Source organism: Flavobacterium sp. CF136, assembly GCF_000282055.1.
In the GTDB taxonomy this organism is placed as follows: domain Bacteria; phylum Bacteroidota; class Bacteroidia; order Flavobacteriales; family Flavobacteriaceae; genus Flavobacterium.
The window spans coordinates 15996-34377 of record NZ_AKJZ01000102.1; the positions used below are offsets into that span (position 1 = coordinate 15996).

General features: G+C 31.7%; 17 protein-coding genes. 9 read left to right on the top strand and 8 right to left on the bottom strand.

Going from position 1 to position 18382, the window contains the following annotated elements; genetic code table 11:
• Window positions 1–19: 19 nt before the first annotated feature.
• Genes PMI10_RS19885 through PMI10_RS19915 form a run of 7 tightly spaced genes read right to left on the bottom strand, consistent with a single transcriptional unit; the run spans window position 20 to window position 5796 of the window.
• Complete coding sequence (locus tag PMI10_RS19885) at window positions 20–1687, bottom strand: tetratricopeptide repeat protein (RefSeq protein ID WP_007811107.1); 1668 nt, start codon at window positions 1685–1687, stop codon at window positions 20–22.
• Between the two features lie 16 nt (window positions 1688–1703).
• On the bottom strand, window positions 1704–2627 hold the full coding sequence (locus PMI10_RS19890; RefSeq protein WP_007811110.1) for a PstS family phosphate ABC transporter substrate-binding protein: 924 nt from the start codon (window positions 2625–2627) through the stop codon (window positions 1704–1706).
• A gap of 3 nt (window positions 2628–2630) precedes the next feature.
• Window positions 2631–2861: a hypothetical protein gene (locus tag PMI10_RS19895; protein ID WP_007811111.1), complete on the bottom strand. Its 231-nt coding sequence runs from the start codon at window positions 2859–2861 to the stop codon at window positions 2631–2633.
• Window positions 2861–3664 (bottom strand): energy transducer TonB, encoded by an 804-nt coding sequence (locus PMI10_RS19900; protein WP_007811113.1) that lies wholly within the window; start codon window positions 3662–3664, stop codon window positions 2861–2863. The genes PMI10_RS19895 and PMI10_RS19900 overlap by 1 nt, the downstream gene beginning before the upstream one ends.
• Before the next feature lie 31 nt (window positions 3665–3695).
• Complete coding sequence (locus tag PMI10_RS19905) at window positions 3696–4265, bottom strand: ExbD/TolR family protein (RefSeq protein ID WP_007811115.1); 570 nt, start codon at window positions 4263–4265, stop codon at window positions 3696–3698.
• 19 nt (window positions 4266–4284) lie between these two features.
• Entirely contained in the window at window positions 4285–4917 is a 633-nt protein-coding gene (locus tag PMI10_RS19910; protein WP_007811117.1) for an ExbD/TolR family protein, read from the bottom strand.
• Between the two features lie 54 nt (window positions 4918–4971).
• Entirely contained in the window at window positions 4972–5796 is an 825-nt protein-coding gene (locus tag PMI10_RS19915; protein ID WP_007811119.1) for a MotA/TolQ/ExbB proton channel family protein, read from the bottom strand.
• A gap of 378 nt (window positions 5797–6174) precedes the next feature.
• Here PMI10_RS19915 and PMI10_RS19920 point away from each other — a divergent pair, with 378 nt between their 5' ends.
• Window positions 6175–7695: a helicase HerA-like domain-containing protein gene (locus PMI10_RS19920; protein WP_007811121.1), complete on the top strand. Its 1521-nt coding sequence runs from the start codon at window positions 6175–6177 to the stop codon at window positions 7693–7695.
• A gap of 93 nt (window positions 7696–7788) precedes the next feature.
• Here PMI10_RS19920 and PMI10_RS19925 read toward each other — a convergent pair whose 3' ends face one another.
• On the bottom strand, window positions 7789–9129 hold the full coding sequence (locus tag PMI10_RS19925) for an FAD-dependent oxidoreductase (protein ID WP_007811122.1): 1341 nt from the start codon (window positions 9127–9129) through the stop codon (window positions 7789–7791).
• Between the two features lie 304 nt (window positions 9130–9433).
• On the opposite strand from PMI10_RS19925, the gene PMI10_RS19930 reads away from it, so the two are divergent.
• The 8 genes from PMI10_RS19930 (at window position 9434) to PMI10_RS19965 (ending at window position 18323) form a co-directional block, all read left to right on the top strand.
• Window positions 9434–10027, top strand: a complete 594-nt coding sequence (locus PMI10_RS19930; RefSeq protein WP_007811124.1) for a GNAT family N-acetyltransferase — start codon at window positions 9434–9436, stop codon at window positions 10025–10027.
• A gap of 98 nt (window positions 10028–10125) precedes the next feature.
• Complete coding sequence (locus PMI10_RS19935; RefSeq protein ID WP_007811126.1) at window positions 10126–13239, top strand: NACHT domain-containing protein; 3114 nt, start codon at window positions 10126–10128, stop codon at window positions 13237–13239.
• 106 nt (window positions 13240–13345) lie between these two features.
• Entirely contained in the window at window positions 13346–14152 is an 807-nt protein-coding gene (locus PMI10_RS19940; protein ID WP_007811129.1) for a helix-turn-helix transcriptional regulator, read from the top strand.
• A gap of 77 nt (window positions 14153–14229) precedes the next feature.
• On the top strand, window positions 14230–14778 hold the full coding sequence (locus PMI10_RS19945; protein WP_007811130.1) for a nuclear transport factor 2 family protein: 549 nt from the start codon (window positions 14230–14232) through the stop codon (window positions 14776–14778).
• Window positions 14775–15275: a nuclear transport factor 2 family protein gene (locus PMI10_RS19950; protein WP_007811132.1), complete on the top strand. Its 501-nt coding sequence runs from the start codon at window positions 14775–14777 to the stop codon at window positions 15273–15275. Before PMI10_RS19945 ends, PMI10_RS19950 begins: the two co-directional genes overlap by 4 nt.
• Before the next feature lie 197 nt (window positions 15276–15472).
• Window positions 15473–16924, top strand: a complete 1452-nt coding sequence (locus PMI10_RS19955) for a serine hydrolase (protein WP_007811134.1) — start codon at window positions 15473–15475, stop codon at window positions 16922–16924.
• A 304-nt stretch (window positions 16925–17228) separates the two neighbouring features.
• On the top strand, window positions 17229–17645 hold the full coding sequence (locus tag PMI10_RS19960; protein WP_007811136.1) for a DUF6157 family protein: 417 nt from the start codon (window positions 17229–17231) through the stop codon (window positions 17643–17645).
• A gap of 225 nt (window positions 17646–17870) precedes the next feature.
• Entirely contained in the window at window positions 17871–18323 is a 453-nt protein-coding gene (locus PMI10_RS19965) for a hypothetical protein (RefSeq protein ID WP_007811138.1), read from the top strand.
• Window positions 18324–18382 lie beyond the last annotated feature (59 nt).

Genomic DNA, 18382 nt, shown 5'->3' on the forward strand with positions numbered 1-18382 from the left:
TATATTAAAGACTTTAGAATTATTTTAATGCTTTTACAGATTGTGCTGCATAAGTATTAGCAGGATCTAAAGCTAAAGATTTATTGAAGTATTCAATTGCTTTTGCTTTATCAGTATTAGCATAACTAGCACCAATACTATTGTAAGCTTCAACTATTTTTTTAATCGTCGCAGGTTTTGCTAATTCTTCAGCACCTTTGGCTGTTGTTTTAGCAACATACTCTTCATAATTTTTTATAATCAAATCATCTTTTTCTAATAAATTATTGATTCTTCCTTTATATAAATAGGCTTCATCATAAGTTGGAGATGCAATCAAAACATTATCAAAAGCTGCTTCAGCTTTAGTCAGGGCATCAACATTAGCTACTCCATTAGTTTTATTGAGATTTCCGTAATAAAGAGAAATTCCGTAATAAACATTATCATTTAAATAATTTTTAGACTCTTTATTATTTGCTGCAAGTGCATAAATGGCAGCAGCCTGAGCATACTGTTTTTTACTAAACAATTCTTTTCCAAAATCACCAAGATCTTCAACTGCCAGAGGTTCCATTTCAACTGCTTTTTTAATATCAGCTAAACCACCTTCAAAAGCAGTAGCATCTACTACACCTTCAGCATTTGTTCCTTTTTTGATTTTGGCAAATCCTAAATATAAATAATCTTTGGCAATTACTTTGTTTGAAGGATTCTTGATAAAATCGTCTAGCGATTTAATAGCTACGTCAAAATTCCCGTTTTTATATGCAGAATATCCTAAATATCTGTAAATTCTAGGATTTACTTTATCTGACTCACTCATCTTATTAGCTTCTACTTCAAGGGCCTTATAATCTTCAACTAAAATTAAGAAATCAGCGTGACGCATTCTTGAATTAAGAGAGTAATCAGTTAAACTTAAATACTTCTCGTAATTTTGAATAGCTTTTTGATAATTTACTTGTCTCGTTGCAGGTTTATTTCTTGCCCATTTGTAATATGTTTCAGCAAGCTCTCTGTAAACCGGACCATAATTTGCATCTAAAGCAATAACTTCATTAAAAGATTTAATTGCTTCTTCATAAGATTTAGCTCCTTTTAATAAAACTCCTAATTGCATTTTTGCTCTCAAAAGTGTCGGATCTGCAGTAAAAGCATCGCGATACGCTTTGTAAGCATCATTTTGGTTATTTGCACCATAGTATGCATCCCCAATTGCTAATAAAGCAGTTGCATTTTGTGGCTCAAGGATCAAAGCGCGTTTCAGGCTGGTGATAGCACTATTATAATCAGGATTAACAGAATTCATGTACGCTCTCCCGATGTAAATAAACTCATCTACCTCTTTACGCTTCATGTCTTTAGTAGCTAAAGCAAAATTAGCTTGAGCAGAAGCTGTATTTTTACTATCTAAATCCAGTTGACCCAGACCAATATAGTTTAAGTTTTTATTATCAGATGCTTCTAATCCTTTTGAATAATAAATTTTAGCAGAATCAACAATCGCCTGATTTAAGTAAACGTTACCTAAAACAAAATTTGCTTCACCATCGGATGGTTTCGCTTTGATGATTGATTTTAGCAAAGATTTCGCTTTTTCAAATTGTTCAGCATCAATTGCTTTTTTGGCCTGGTTTAGATCTTGCGCTTTAGCAACAGAAGCTGAAGCAATTAAGGCAATACTAAAAATTTTAAATTTATTCATCTTTATTGTAATTAATTTATTCTTTATCTTTTATAATTTCATTTCTAATGTGAAGTTTCCTTCCAGGAGTTCTAACTGGCATTAATCCTGATTTTAAAACAATACGCTGACCGATGTCTCCAGAAATAAATGAAGCAAACCCCATTCCTAAACCAGTATATCCCTGACAATTTATGATAAACAAATCACGTGCCAAAGGATATTTCAATTCGGCAATATCATTTTGTGTTGGGCTATAATATTTATCGCTATTTAATCCTTTAACACTTAAAACATTTATACTATGAACAACATTTTGCATTTTAGCGGAGGGCTGAGATAGCCAATTCACACCAACTACACCAATCATTCCGTCATTTTCAGATACAAATTTTATAACTTCATCATTTGTTTTAAATGAAAAAACACCGTGAGCAGGAATATCATTAACCTTAGCTAAATTCTTCATGTAACGTACTGTACTTGAATTTGGATTATCAAATACTAATCCTTTTATTTTAGAATTTGGTATGCCCTTCATAAAATCAATTACAGTTTTCAACGCAATTAATGTGTCATTATTGCTTTTGTTGGAAATAAAAGCAATTGCATCTGTTGCAAAAGGTGTAACTCTGGGATTTATTTTCAATTTTACAAATTTATCCTTTTCTTCCTGAGTTAAATCTCTTGTAGTTATAACTACCTTAGTTTTCTGATTTAACAAATCATTTATAAGCTCAGCTTCCGATTTAGGTTTTATAGAAATTTTAGCATCATAATAAGTCCCTTCAAAAACAGCAATCTGATCTTCTACAATTGGCTTTACGGTTTCGTCAACTGTTATTTCTAAAGATCCTTTTAAGATTGTTTCCTTTTCAGAATCATTCTGGCTTTTTTGGTTACACATGATAAACAAAAGAACAAAAGTAACTAAACCAAAAACTTTACTATACTTAAACATAAATTATTCTGCATTTGAATTAATTAATCTCAAAAAGCGTATTCCTGAATACACTATCAACAAACCACCAAAAGCATATCTGTATTTAGGCTCCATATCTAATGGCAATTTTTTCCAAAACATAATCATTAAGCCCAGCACAAGATAAATTAAAAAAAACAATATTCCTAAAACAAGAAGAAATCGCTCTTTGAGCGATTTCTTCTGAATGTTATTGATTATATTTTTCAACATTATTCTGATGCAGATTGAATTGTAATAGGCAGAGAGTAAAGTACCCTAACTTTTTTACCATTTTGCTCTCCAGGCGTCCATTTAGGGCATTTTTTAAGAACACGAATTGCTTCTGCTCCTGTACCGTACCCGATATCCCTTAAAACTTTAATGTCGGTTAGTGAACCGTCTTTCTCAACTACAAAAGTAACATATACTTTACCTTTAAGACCTTCTTCTTCCGGAGTTTTGTAGTTATTCCCTACAAATTTGTAGAATTTATCCATACCTCCCGGAAAATCAGGTTTTACTTCAATACCTGCAACGTTATAAATTTCGTTGGTATTTTCTTCAACTACCGCAGCAGTACCTGTACCTACTGGTTCATCTACAGTTGGAATTGCATCCGGATCTCCTTTGATATTTTGGTCACCCACTTTTTTATCCTTAAGATCCACAATTTTAGGTGGATCTTCCGTTATCTCGTTAGCTTTAGCAACTACCGGTTTCACAAACTTCACCTGATCCACTTTAGGTGGCGGTGGTGGCGGTGGTGGTGTATTAGGTTTAACTACCTCTTTTTTTGGAGGTAATTTTACCGTTGCAATCTTAATATCGTTATTAACATCATCTGTATTAGAATCCGGTAATAAGCTCGCTATAAGAGGAGCTGCAACAGCCAGAGCAAAAATAACTGAACCTATGATAAGTGCTCTTACCGTAGTTTTAGTATTTGATTTTCTTAACTCATATGCACCATATATCTTATTACGACCTTCGAATACGATATCAAGCCACTGATTTTTAATTATATCTAATTTCATTTTTCTTGATTATTTATGGTATTCAACAAGATTACTTTGGTGTAGTAGGTGTTTTATCTACCAATTTTGTTTCTTCAGGTGAAAACTCAGGAACAATAGCATAAGTCTCAACTCCGGTAATAGCCATTTCATCCAAAATATCAATCAAATTACGATAATTTGATTTTTTAGTTGGCTTGATAATAACTATAATCCCGTTTTTAGGTTTTCCTAGAGCTGCAGAATATTCCAGAACTGATTTCTTTCTTTTAAGCAATTCTCTACGAATTCCATCTTTACCATATGTAATATCTTTTGGTCCAGCAATTGGAGAAGCCAATAATCCCATATAATAAATCATTTTATTATCAGCACCTAACATTACAGTCATCGTACGATTTTCGTCTACTTTAACTGGTACATCATCTTTTATTGGATCTTTATCTGGCAGCGACAAATCCATCGATTGAGGTTTTGACAACGTTGTGGTTAACATAAAGAATGTGATCAATAAGAAAGCCAAATCCACCATCGCAGTTAAATCTACTTTTGAGTTTTGCTTTTTACTTCTTACCTTACCACCTTTTCCGCCACCACCGTCGCCGGTATTTAATTCAGCCATTTTAGTGTATCTTTTTTAATTAAAAGTCTTTTCCTCTCATACCTGTAACTAAGTTAAAGGAGTTGATTTTTTGATCTTGTAAAATATCCATTATCTTTCTAATCGCCGGATATTGTTCTTTAGCATCTCCCTTGATAGCAATTTTCAATTCATTCTTTCCATCACTAAGGTCAATTGTAGCTCTTCTTGCAACCAAAAGCCATTCTTTCAATTGATTATCCAAAGAATCTATTGGAATTCCAGGTTGATTTGCTTTGCTTCTATCAGCCGCTTTCATATCAATAATTGACTTTAAACTTGCAAGCGGCACACCGAAATCATCCATTAATGCAAAGTTGTCTTTATCTTTTTCTGAAAACTGTACCCCTAATTTTGCTCCCATACCTTCAAGAGTCTTTTTACGAAGATCTCTTCCCTTCATATCAAAAAACACTTTGCTTTTTCCATCTTTTCCTTTACCAATTGTAATAATAGCCAAATCCGTATCAGGTAATTTACTTTGTACAGTTGATGCAGGCGTATCTACAGGAAGAGCCTCCGGCACTTTAGCAGTAGCGGTCAAAATAAAGAACGTAAGCAAAAGGAACGCAACATCACACATGGCAGTCATATCTGTAGATGTTGACTTTTTTTTCATTTTTATTTTAGCCATTCTCTTTTATTTTATTTTGATAAATTAATAATATTTATTAATATCAAAAATTAATTATTGTTTCAAACTTCCTCTGAATCTTCTGTAAGTATTTACAATTGTAGTACCAGCCTCATCAATAGAGTAAGTTAAATCATCAATTTTAGCAGTAAAGAAGTTATAAGAAACAATTGCCAAGATTGAAGTAGAGATACCTGTTGCAGTGTTGATAAGTGCTTCAGAGATACCTGTTGCAAGAGCAGCCTGATCCGGAGTTCCAGCAGATGCTAACGCACCAAACGCTTTAATCATACCTGATACTGTTCCTAATAATCCTCCTAAAGTTCCTAATGATACTAAAGTAGAGATAATGGTCATATTTTTTTCTAACATTGGCATTTCTAATGAAGTTGCCTCTTCGATTTCTTTGTGGATTACTTCTGAAGCTTCTTCACTGTTGAATCCTTCTTTTTTAACATCCTGGTATTTAATCAAAGCAGATTTAATTGCATTTGCAACAGAACCTTGTTGTTTGTCACAAGAAGCGATTGCAGCTTCGATGTTCCCTTCTTTAATACTTCCTTGAACGCTTTTCATAAATTTATCCAAATTAGCTTTCCCGGCTGCCTTTGATATAACGATAAATCTTTCAATAGAAAACACAACAACCATTAAAAACATACCTAATAATACTGGTACGATGAAACCTCCTTTATATACCTGTCCTAGTGTATTGATTGGATGACCTGTTTCCGGATTACCTCCTTCGAAGTTAGAAGCATCTCCCATGATTACTTTCCAAATAAACACCCCAACTAAAATACACGCTACAATAATGATTCCAGTAATTATTCCTCCTCCATTCGAAGTGCTTTCTTTTTTAACTTTAACGTTTGCCATTTTTTTTAATTTTAATAGTTTTAAATAATTTTTATTTTTAGTTATATTTAACTTGTAGAGGAGCAAATTTATACGTTTAGTTTAAATAAAAAAACTTTTTTTAATTTAATTGAATGAAATTTAACTTGAATTTAAAAAAGATCTCGTTAAATTGCCAGCAACATTTTTGTGATAAAACAAAAAAAAGGTTAATTTATGCAAAAATTACAACGTTTTAGTAAATATTCAAATATTCCTTTGTTATCTTCTTAAAAAGTTGTGAATTTTTTTTTTATATTATTCTTAACCAAAAAGGCATTTTTCCTATTAAAAAAAACAAACTAAATACGTTAAAAAACACAGCAAATCTCTTATAATCATCTAAATTACAAAATAAAAATGAGTAAAAAAGACAATTTCGTTCAGGATATAAATAATGGTTATCTTTCAAAAGGTGACAGCATAATTTTAGGAAGTGCAATTCTTGACGGAGAAGCAATAGCAGAAGCACACGTAAAAATCCCCCTGAAAACTTTAAACCGCCACGGTTTAATTGCCGGTGCAACCGGAACAGGAAAAACAAAAACTATTCAGGTTTTTTCAGAACAATTGTCGAATGCAGGGATTCCTGTTTTGATGATGGATATAAAAGGAGATTTTAGCGGTATTGCAAAAGAAGGAAAAGAAGAAGATTTTATTACCGAACGCCACACAAAAATAAACATACCTTATAATATAGCTGCTTTTCCTGTTGAGCTGATGACATTATCAAAACAAAACGGAGTTCGTTTACGTGCTACAGTTTCTGAATTTGGACCTGCATTGTTTTCCAGAATATTAGATTTGAATGATACACAGGCAGGTGTTATTTCAGTAATTTTCAAATATTGTGATGATACTAAAATGCCTTTATTGGATTTAAAGGACATAAAAAAAGTCATTAATTATATTACTGAGGAAGGCAAAGACGAAATCGAAGAAAGCTACGGCAAAATATCAACTTCTACGACAGGAACAATCCTAAGAAAAATTATTGAGTTAGAACAACAAGGTGGAGATTTGTTTTTTGGGGAATTATCTTTCGAAATTGATGATTTGATGCGTATTGATGAGAATGGAAAAGGGTATGTAAATATTATCCGCCTAACGGATATTCAGGACAAACCAAAATTATTTTCGACTTTTATGCTGAGTTTATTAGCCGAAATTTATCAGCAAATGCCTGAAAAAGGAGATGCAGGCCAACCGGAATTAGTCATTTTTATTGATGAGGCACATTTAATTTTTAATGAAGCCAGTAAAGCGCTTTTAGAACAAATTGAAACTATCGTAAAATTGATTCGCTCAAAAGGTGTTGGTGTATATTTTGTAACTCAAAACCCAATGGATGTTCCGAGTGGTGTTTTGGCACAGTTAGGGCTAAAAATTCAACACGCACTTAGAGCTTTTACCGCTAATGACCGACAAGCTATTAAAAAAACTGCAGATAACTATCCGACTTCTGCTTATTACAAAACCGATGAATTATTAACAAGTTTAGGAATAGGTGAAGCTTTAGTAACAGCACTTAACGAAAAAGGAGTTCCAACACCTCTTGTAGCAACAATGATGCGTGCTCCAATGAGCCGAATGGATATTTTGACAACTGACGAAATTGAGGCTATTAACAGTAAATCGAAACTAGTTAAAAAATATGCTGAAGAAATTGACCGCGATAGTGCTTACGAAATTTTAAATAAAAAAATTGAAGAAGCAAATCAGGTCAATGCAGAACAAGAAGAAGAACAGGCTTCAGAAAGACAATCAAAATCAGAACCTAGTACTGCCAGTGTTGTGGGGAAATCAGTTTTGAAAGTTGTAACGAGCGCTACTTTTATCAGAGGTGTTTTTGGCGTTTTGACAAAAATATTCAAGAAATAGAAAACAATTACAATATCAACATCAATGTCAAAGATCAATTACAATTTTAAATTGCAGTTATTGAATTTTGACATTGATATTGATTTTTGATATTTATTTATTGAGCAACTCCAAAATCTTATTTTCGATTTGGGGAGTATTCCAAATATTTTCAATATTATCGAGTCTTAAAATCTGCTCCATAATTCCGTTTTGAAAATCTCCAATTGCCAAAGCTTCAGCATATGGGCGGTCACTAAAAGTTACACGACTGTATAGCGGAATCCATTTATCAGGGTATTTGTCTGAAAATGCTTTTTCGATTTTCTTTTGTAACAAGAATTTCTCATCGGCAGTTTTCGTACTCATTTCCATGAAATTACGATACGAAAGTTCTGCAATTGCGTCAGCATTTGGTTTACGTGAAATTTCATATTCCGAGAAAATCTTCTTCCAGTCATCTCCGTATTTTTCAATCATCTCATTCAAAACCGTAATATCTTCAAAACCTGCGTTCATTCCCTGCCCGTAAAACGGAACAATAGCATGACAGGCATCTCCGATTAAGGCAATTTTATTTTCGTATGTCCACGGGAAGCACTTCATCGTAACCAAAGTACTGGTTGGATTTTTAAAGAAATCTTCCGCCAGTTTTGGAATCACTTCTATCGAATCCGGGAAATTTTTCTCAAAGAAATCTTCTACCATTTTACGATCTGTAAGCGACGCAAATGAATTTTCCCCTTCAAAAGGCATAAATAATGTACAGGTAAAACTTCCATCCAAATTAGGAAGCGCGATCAACATGTACTCTCCACGGGGCCAAATATGAAAAGAGTTTTTGTCTAATTTATGTGATGCGTCTGAATTTGCCGGAATATTCAATTCTTTATACCCCATATTCAAAAATTCCTGCGAATAATTAAACATACTCTGACGCTGCATTCTGTGCCTTATTCTCGAAAAAGCGCCATCGGCACCAAAAACCATATCAAATTTTTTCTCTTCCCACTCGCCTCTTTCAGTTTCGCCAATATGCAAAGTCGCATCACTCAGTGTTACATCCCAGATTTTTTGTTCGAAGAAAAATTCAGCTCCGGCTTCTTCAGCAAGATCAATCATCTTCCTGTTCAAAGTTCCTCTCGAAATCGAATAAATCGACTCGCCTTCCTGTCCATAGTTCTGAAAATTGAGTTTATCGACCAAATGAATGGCGCGTTTATCCATCGGAATCGCTATTTCACGAACCGAATCGCCAACACCAACACCATCAAGTGCTTTCCAGCCTCTGTTGGACATCGCCAGATTAATTGAACGTCCCGAAAAATTTATTTTGCGAATATCAGGGCTTCGATCATAAACATGAACGGTGTGACCTGCTTTTTTAAGATAAATTGCCAACAGCGATCCTACCAATCCGGAACCTACAACGGCAATTTTTAGTGAAGTTTGCATCAAGAAAAATCTAAATATAAGATCGTAAAAATAAGTAATAAATACACAAAACCTTAAAAATAAAAGAAATATTTACCTCTTCCTATCTTTATTCATTTAGGCATGACCCTCCGAAAAAACGGGTCGGGCTATTCGCTATATCTTTTATGGCGAACCCCGCCACAAAAGGATGCCGCTTCTATCCCTCATGCAACTCCGGTTTTCATAACAAATTCAATTTTTAAATGATTTATTAGAAATCCGAAAAAGACTACTTTCGCCTGACGAAAAAACATTTTGTGCCTCCAAATTAAAAACAATACCAATGAAAAGCGAACTCTTACAATCTGATATCATTTTAGAAAACGAAAAAGTTTTACTAATTCCTTTTGAAAGTGAAAGAAACATCAAACTCAAAGAAATAATTTTTGATGATGAAATCTGGAAATACATGGGCATGTATGTCCGAAACAACATCGACTTTGAAAATTATATTAAAAACACCATAAAACAAAAAGCCGACGGAATTTGTTATCCATTTTTAATTATTGATAAAGCTACAAACAAAGTTGCCGGAAGCACCAGATACGGATATCTAAACCATGCAAGCCAAAAATGCGAAATTGGCTGGACCTGGTACGGAAAAGATTTTCAGGGAACAGGTTTAAACAAAGCCTGTAAATTTGAATTATTAAATTTTGGCTTTGAAAGCATTCAATTCAGGAGAATACAATTCAGTGCAGATCTTGAAAACAAAAAATCGCAAAGAGCTATCGAAAAACTGGGCGCTGTAAAAGAAGGAATATTTAGAAATAACTATGTTGATTCTGAAGGAAAGAGTAAAGATGATGTTTATTATAGTATTATTTTGGAGGAGTGGCAGAATACTAAGCGAGATTATTTTGGAGAGTTTATGTAAATAAATTATTGCAAGAAAGGAACTATTATTTTATATTAGATCAAATTATAAAGTATCCAATTTCCGAAAAAACATATGAAAATGAAATAAAAAATAATATGAAAAAAAAACAAATTGAATCGATAGTAAAAATAATTCCTGATTTTTTTAAAAATGCTACGGATTATTTAAAGAACAATTTCACTGAAAATGCCCAAGAATTAATAAATAACTCAAATGGAACCATATCTTTAATTGTCAAATTATTTGCTCAACCATTAATTGACAAATACTTTCAAAATATTGATGAAAAAAAACTGGAAAACTTTGGTTATGAAACTTATTTAAAATCTGCTATTCTACAAGCTTCATCATCTATTGAAAGCATAAAAGAGTCAATTCCTTCTAATCTTTCTCCTAATATTATCTTCAGTATTATAGAGAACTCTATTAAAGAAGAAACCATTGGTTATTTTCAAGAAAATATTATACATATTTTTCAACCAAAATATCATCCTGCTATAATATTTGTCAAAGGTCATTACTTAAGAATTCTTAAAGAAATTAAAGTCGAATCAGAATATTGTGAACTATTTATAAAACATTTCAATGACAATATAGAGAAAAAGGTCATTCAAGAATTTGGCGATGCATACAATGAACACATACAAAGAACTGAAGAATATCGTCTCAAGGAGAATGAAGTTCAATTTTTATTAAAAACAATTAAAGCATCTAAAATAGGACTAAAAGAATCTGAAAATTTAAAATATGAAGATACTTATGCTGAATGGAAAAAAGTAAGTGAAATAAGAGATATCGAAGAAGAATTATTTTTTGAAACTGATGATGAATATGATGAATATGAAAGTCAATTAAAACCGATTGAAGATTTAATTGAAAATTATTTTGGCAAAAATCCAGAAAGTCACTTAGATAAAATCTTATTTCTAATAGCTGATTTTGGAAAAGGAAAATCAGTTTTCATGAGACATTATGCGTCTCAAATGGCTACTAATTATTTAAAAACTTCTGAAGGGCCTTTCCCTATCTATTTTAATTTGCGTAATTATTCAAAATATTCAAACGAAACCAATTTGGGAATAATTAGCGATTACTTAGAAAGTGATTTTAGTATTAAAATAGATGATGATTATTTTCAAAGAAAAAAATATGTTTTTCTAATTGATTCACTAGATGAAAGTGGCGACCTTAACAAAAAGTCCATTGATAAGGTAATTAACTCGATTAAAAGAATTCAACGTTTAGATAAAATTAAATACCGTACAAACAGAATTATAATAACTTCTCGCCCGTTTGATGAAGGTCTTACTCATCATTTAACTGAGCATACGCCATTTATACGAAAAAACAGTGAACAGAGAGATGTTCCATGTTTTCTAAGCATCTACGGTTTTACTAAAATACAATTTAATGATTGGTTATTTAATACTTTATCATCTTTAACTAATATTGACGAAAATACGACAACAGGCTTTGCTAAGGAGATAATTGATTCAATTAAACAACAACAAAAAAAAGATATTTATAGTGAACTACTAAAAAACAAAACATTATCTAAAAGCGAACTTAGGAGACCAATTTTCGCATATATGATACATCAACTTATTATAAACAATGTAGACTTTCTTGCAATTGGAAAATTAGGGGTCTATTTATCTTTCTTAAATCTTCTAACTAAAGAAGCAAAACATATTCACGATTCAAATTACACAGTGAATCTGACCGAGGAATTAGAGTTTAGAAATATTTTACATGCTACTTCCTCCTTATGGATGTATGAAAGAATGAAAGGAAAACAAGGGATGCTTAAAAAAGCAGATATATGCCGAGTCCTAGAAGGAAAGTTTATTAGTACAAATGACAATGATGTACTTGAATCTTTTAAAAACAATGGATTTACTGAAATACAATTTCTATCACATTCATATTTTGGTGAAGATAATAATGTCTTGCATTTTCAACATCAATCATTCGCCGAAATACTTTTAGCAGAATATTATTTGAAAATTTTCTTAAAATACTCTTTAGATGAGGATGCTGATATTGAAGAGGCAAGAACAAAACTTGCTATTGGAGAGCCTACTGAACAAACAATACTTTTTTTTAAAGAATTGCTTGAATTACTAAGAGAAGCATCAACAAATAAAACCAACAGTCAGGTTTTAGAAAAAAGAAAACTTCTCTTTCCTTTGATGGCATCACTTTCTATTCGAAAACATAATCGTGTTTTTAGTAATACATTGCATTACTCATGGTTTCAAAAATATAAAATAGATGAAAATCAGACAGAATATCCTGCAGGACTTTTAAATGAGTGGTGTATTAACGAAGAAAAAGTAACCCGAATAATCAGTTTCGCAGCAAATATTATTAATTCAAAAACTTATTATCTCCCAATTCAAGGTAAGCCTAAAACAGCATTGTTTGATTTAGAAATTTTAGAAGTACAAAATCAAAATGTTCCAACATCTATTCAGAATATTGACAAGTGGTTAGCATTAATTGTTGGCAATTATTTATATAATGATCTAAATTCTAAAAAAAAGAAAATTTTTAATTTTGATAATAAAATTAATTTTAATCATTTATTTGAACTTATCAGAAGTTGGAATTATGCCTACAATCATTCAAGTCCATTTTGGGGCAAAGAATTATTTATTGGAATTAATATGAACGACAATTTATCACAACTGGAACTCTCACATTATGATTTTGATGGAATAGATTTTTCACATTCTTACTTAAAAAACATAAGATCATGGGCTGCCAATTGGAGTAGAACAAAATTAAACTCATGCTCCTTCCAAAATGTGGATTTTATTACCTCGCTTTTTTTAGTTTCTTCAATTAGGGACATCAGAATGATAGATAATCTTACCATTATGAATTGCCAAGCCTCTACTACAGGTTTATCAATACTAGAATGTTTTCAAACGAGGGATTTAATAAGTAAAAAATCAAATTTCAGACCACATAACATGAGTGCTTTTATTCCTAATCAGACTAGTATTCATTCACTTAATGATATTTGGAATACAATTGAAGGATTTATGATATATGGTTTACAAAATTCTTTTTTTACTATTATAGGTTTAAAGAAACTTTTTATCATTGAAAATCCAGAATTCGAAAAAGAGTTCATAAAGAAAATCGATGAATTAAAAAATCATCAGATTAAAAAACTAAATCCTCATCAAAAGAAAATTTAGCTACAGAACCAAGTTAACAATTAAGATACAATAGTACAAATAGACAGCTTCTCATTATAGAATAAGCCCTCACTAGCCCAATAACAAACAAACATAATAGCTCCAAATGAACCTATATTCAGAATATTATGTAAGTGAAAAATGCGAGCGATTCGTAAATAAAATTTGGTGTCTTGATAACAGCATCGGCGAAACTACAATCGAAAACAAACTCCTATTGCCAAATGGCTGTTTTAATCTCGCAATCGTAAGCGGAAATTGTATAGAAGTTCATACGAGTAAAAAGAAGTATGAAATGAACGAAGGATTTTACTTTTGTTCACAAATGACTAATAAAGTTTTAGTTAATATTCAGCCTAAGACTAAAGTTACCATCATTCAATTGCAGGCCTGGACACTTTCGATGTTTCCGAATTATGATTTAAGTGATTTTTCTGATTCCATAATTAAAATAAATCAGACAGATCTTCCTTTTAAAGGCGAAATTGAACTTGAATTAAACAGTTCCATTTCAAAATTATTGAATTCTATTAATGCTTATTTTGAAGAATTAGATACTGCATATCCGTCAAAAAATATAATCGAAAAAATCTGTGAGATCATAAAACTTTCCAATGAAGAAATTACGGTTTCAGAAATTGGAAAAAAATTAGATGTATCACAACGATTGCTGCAAATTAAGTTTAAAACTGCAACCGGACTTACGATTAAAAAATACATTCAAATTCTAAGATTTAGAAAATCAGTTGATCAAATGGTAAATCCTGATTTAGAGAAACTCAGCCTGACCGATGTTGCACTTTACAACAAATATTTTGACCAGTCGCATTTTATAAAAAAATTTAAAGATGTGACGAAAATTACTCCAAAAATGTTCAATTCGGATTTGTATTTTCTTTCCGAAAAAAGATAGTATTTCGCATTTTTACAATTTTAGGAGTATTGATTGGATTAATATTGCAAGTTCAAATAACATCAATCAATCAAAAAATGAATTTCAAAAAACACATCGTATTCCAGTTAAGAATAATTTTAATTGGTCTTTTATTCTTCCAAATCCAAACAGGATTTTCTCAGGAAGAAAAAAACTCAGAACTATATAAAACTATTATTTCAAAAGACAGTTTGCTTTTTAATGTTGGTTTTAATACTTGCGACATATCTCAATTTGAGAATCTGTTAAGCGACAAATTTGAGTTTTATCACGATCTGGACAGCATTTCTGACAAGGCTCTCTTTTTGCATAACTTAAAAAAAGGTATTTGTCTTCCGGGTAAAAATTATAAAGTCAGAAGAGACTTAGCGCCAGGCAGTACTGAAATTTATCCGTTAACTAAAAATGGTGCTTTGTATGGTGCTTTACAAACCGGAATTCATCAATTTTTTGAAACTTCGCCGGGTCAAAAAGACAAACCTGGCAGTGTAGCAAAATTTACTCATGTTTGGCTATTGCAAAATGGAGTCTGGAAATTGGCGAGATCGTTTAGTTATGATCATCAGCTAAAGAAAAACAAGAACATTAAAACGAAAACAAAATGAATTCTAACAAAACCGTAACTATGATACCTATGGTAAATATATTAGTTCTTTTTATGCTGTTTTTAAGCAGGGCAGCAACAGCCCAAACAAACAGTGAGGTTATAAAAATGGATCTTTTGAAAACTGAAATCATTAAAATGGACAGTTTACTTTTTGATGTTGCATTTAATCAATGTGATGCAGCACTTTTTAAAAAAATAATTGCTGACGATATTGAGTTTTACGATGATCGCAACGGATTAAACATCTCAAAGGGAAATGAAATAAAAACTTTAGCTGAAAAATGTGCCAGACCTGATAAACTTACCCGAAAATTAAACTCCTGCAATATTGACAAATTGGGAGATTTTGGTGCTGTACAATTGGGCGAACACACTTTTCTTGTAAATGATGTTCCGGTTGGAACCGGGAAGTTTATTCACATTTGGGAGCGAAAAGATAATAACTGGAAACTAAAACGAATTGTGAGTTACGAACATAGAGCTATCAAAAAATAGTTCTTTTTTTTGCTTAACTCTTTGCCTTTTAGAAAAAAGAGAAAAAACTGATTAATATTGAAACAAAATGAAATTTCAGTCGTCTAACAAGATTAGAATACGGAAATAATCAGACATTTAATTTTGTAAATTCGTTTAACAAATTAGATTACAGTTTTTTATGAAGTTTCAATCATCAAATCAAAAAGCAAATACCCATGAAAAAATCAATCAAACTAATCGCAGTGTGTTTTATAGTTCACCTGTTTACCTTTACAGTTACTGCACAAGACAAAGCAGCCCAAATTGACCAGCTCTTAAGCAAATATAATGAATATGGGCAATTCAACGGATCTGCACTTGTTGCAGAACACGGAAAAATCATTTTCAAAAAAGGATATGGTCAGGCTAATATGGAATGGGATATCCAGAACCAGCCTGATACCAAATTTAGATTAGGTTCTATCAGCAAACAATTTACGGCATTCTTAATTGTTAAACTGGCCGAAGAAGGCAAACTAAAATTAGATGTCCCTATTACAACTTATTTACCGAATTACCCAAAAGCAACGGGAGACAAAATAACAGTTCAGCACTTGCTTACACATACATCCGGAATTCCAAATTATACTTCAGCTCCCAATTTCCTGAAAGAAAAAAGCCGGGATCCTTATACTCCGGAAGAATTTGTAAAAACATTCGAAAATTTACCACTTGACTTTACGCCGGGTGAAAAATTCAGCTACAGCAATTCAGGTTATTTTTTATTAGGATATATTATTGAAAAAGTTTCTGGTAAATCATACGAGCAATATTTACAGGAAACTATTTTAACACCTTTAAAAATGTCAAATACAGGTTATGATCATGGCGAGGTTATCTTAAAAAAGAGAGCAGCAGGTTATGAAAAACAAGGCAAAAAAATCATTAACGCTCCTTATCTTGACATGAGTATTCCATATGCAGCCGGATCTTTATATTCTACTGTAGAAGATTTATACCTTTGGGATCAGGCACTTTATACCAATCAGTTACTTTCGGAAAAAAGTATGGAATCTTTATTCAAACCTTATATAAAAGCATGGGATAATTATTATGGGTACGGATGGTTTATAAATGAGGTTAATAATGGAGATAAAGGCAAATTAAAAATTATTGAACATGGCGGCGGCATTAATGGCTTTAACACTATTATTTCTCGCGTTCCTGCTGATAAAAATCTCGTTGTTCTATTAAACAATACAGGAGGAACCGTTCTAGGCGAAATGAACGATGCTATTCGTGCTATTCTATATAATCAGCCTTTTAATCAGCCTAAAAAATCATTGGCTTTCGAATTGTTAGATGTATTTACAGAGCAAGGAACTGCAAATGGTGTGAATACCTATAACAAGCTAAAAAAAGATCCTGCTTACGGCATTAAAGAAGACGACATGAATAGTGTGGGATATCAGTTATTGCAAACCGGAAAAACGAAAGAATCTATAGAAGTTTTCAAAATAAATGTAGAGACTTTCCCTAAATCAGGAAATGTTTATGATAGTTTGGGTGAAGCTTATTTGAAAGACGGAAATACAAAATTGGCGATTGTGAATTACAAAAAATCCATAGAACTTGATCCGAAAAATGAAAGCGGAAAAAAAATATTAGCAGAAATTTCCAAAAAATAATAAAACAATAATTGTTATTGAGTTAACTCCGATAGTACAGATTTGAATCTATTCTATTGGAGTTTTTATTTGGAAATCATTATTTTAGTATAAATAATCCGTTGAAGTGTAATTGATGAAAACAAATAGATCAAAGTATAAATTTGAGTAAAACATCTTCATATTTCCAGAAATCATTGTCAAGCTGAGACGGAGTCAAAGCCCTTTCATCTAAAAAGCCTTCGACTCCGCTCAGGATGACACCTGTTTTGAATTACACCCAACGGGTTAAAATAATATTTTATCAATTTATAACTAAATTCAGATGAAAGTTCACACTACAAACTACGAAAACACTTTTATAGAAGTTGCAGAAGATAGTCCTGCTACGAGTGGCGAAATTCCAAAACAAAAAGGCAATGCAAAAACTATTGCCAATATTGAGTTTGAAATGATAAGCAGTAATCCTTATAAATATTCTTCAGATGATGTTTTGTTTCAGGTTTTTGCAGACAGGAATGATTTAACTAAATCAGAATATAACGAAGCCCGTGAAAAATTCTTTTCAAAAGGGCAAGCCTGTTTGCGTGCTTCACCTTTAACCAAGCGATATGGCTGGGGTATTCATAATAATGAAAACGGAAAAATTGCCCTTTTCGGAATGGAAACTGAAGAATATCAAAAATTATCTAAAGATAAAAACCTGAAAATCGTAAAAGCAATGCGAAGCTCAAGAAAATAAAACAAAAGCTGACGAATCCTCTTATGATAATCGTTATCCTGTGAACTCCGATGATACAAATGAAAAACTGTAATTATCGAAGTTTTTTTTTATTTGAAAGTCATTTTACAATTGAGCATTTTCAACAAAAAATACTATTTTAGCGCTGCCCAAAAAACTGATTTTATAATCCCGGATCAACCCAATTTATAGCATTAAAGCTATAAGCAATTTTGAAAATAATCTATGAAGAATTTAAAAAAGCATTCCTTTTTAGCTTTACTACTAATTATGTTTATTTCATGTCCTGGTATTTCTCAAACATATTCGAAAGTAATACCTATGCCAACCCAACAAAATACAATTATAATCAACAAAATCATTGAAGCTGCCAATTACAAAACGTATTTTATTGATTATTGTTTAAGTAAAATAAACGAAACGGCTTCGAAAGAGAAATGGAATGATCAAAAAACCATGGAAATAACAGAAACTATCAATTTTAAAAACTTCAGAGATGCCGTTTATAATATGTTTGCGTTTCATGACGAAGTAGAATTAGAAACACTGTTAAAAGCATATCAAAAAGACAGCATTTACCAAACTACAAATATCATGACTACCAATAAGGCACTTAGTACCAATCTGGAAATATATGCTAAAGATATTGTTATGGGCAAATACATAATGGCTAAATAAAAAAGCGAGATAAAAGTTTAAAACTTTTATCTCGCTTTTTTAAGGTTCAGAGATGCAAA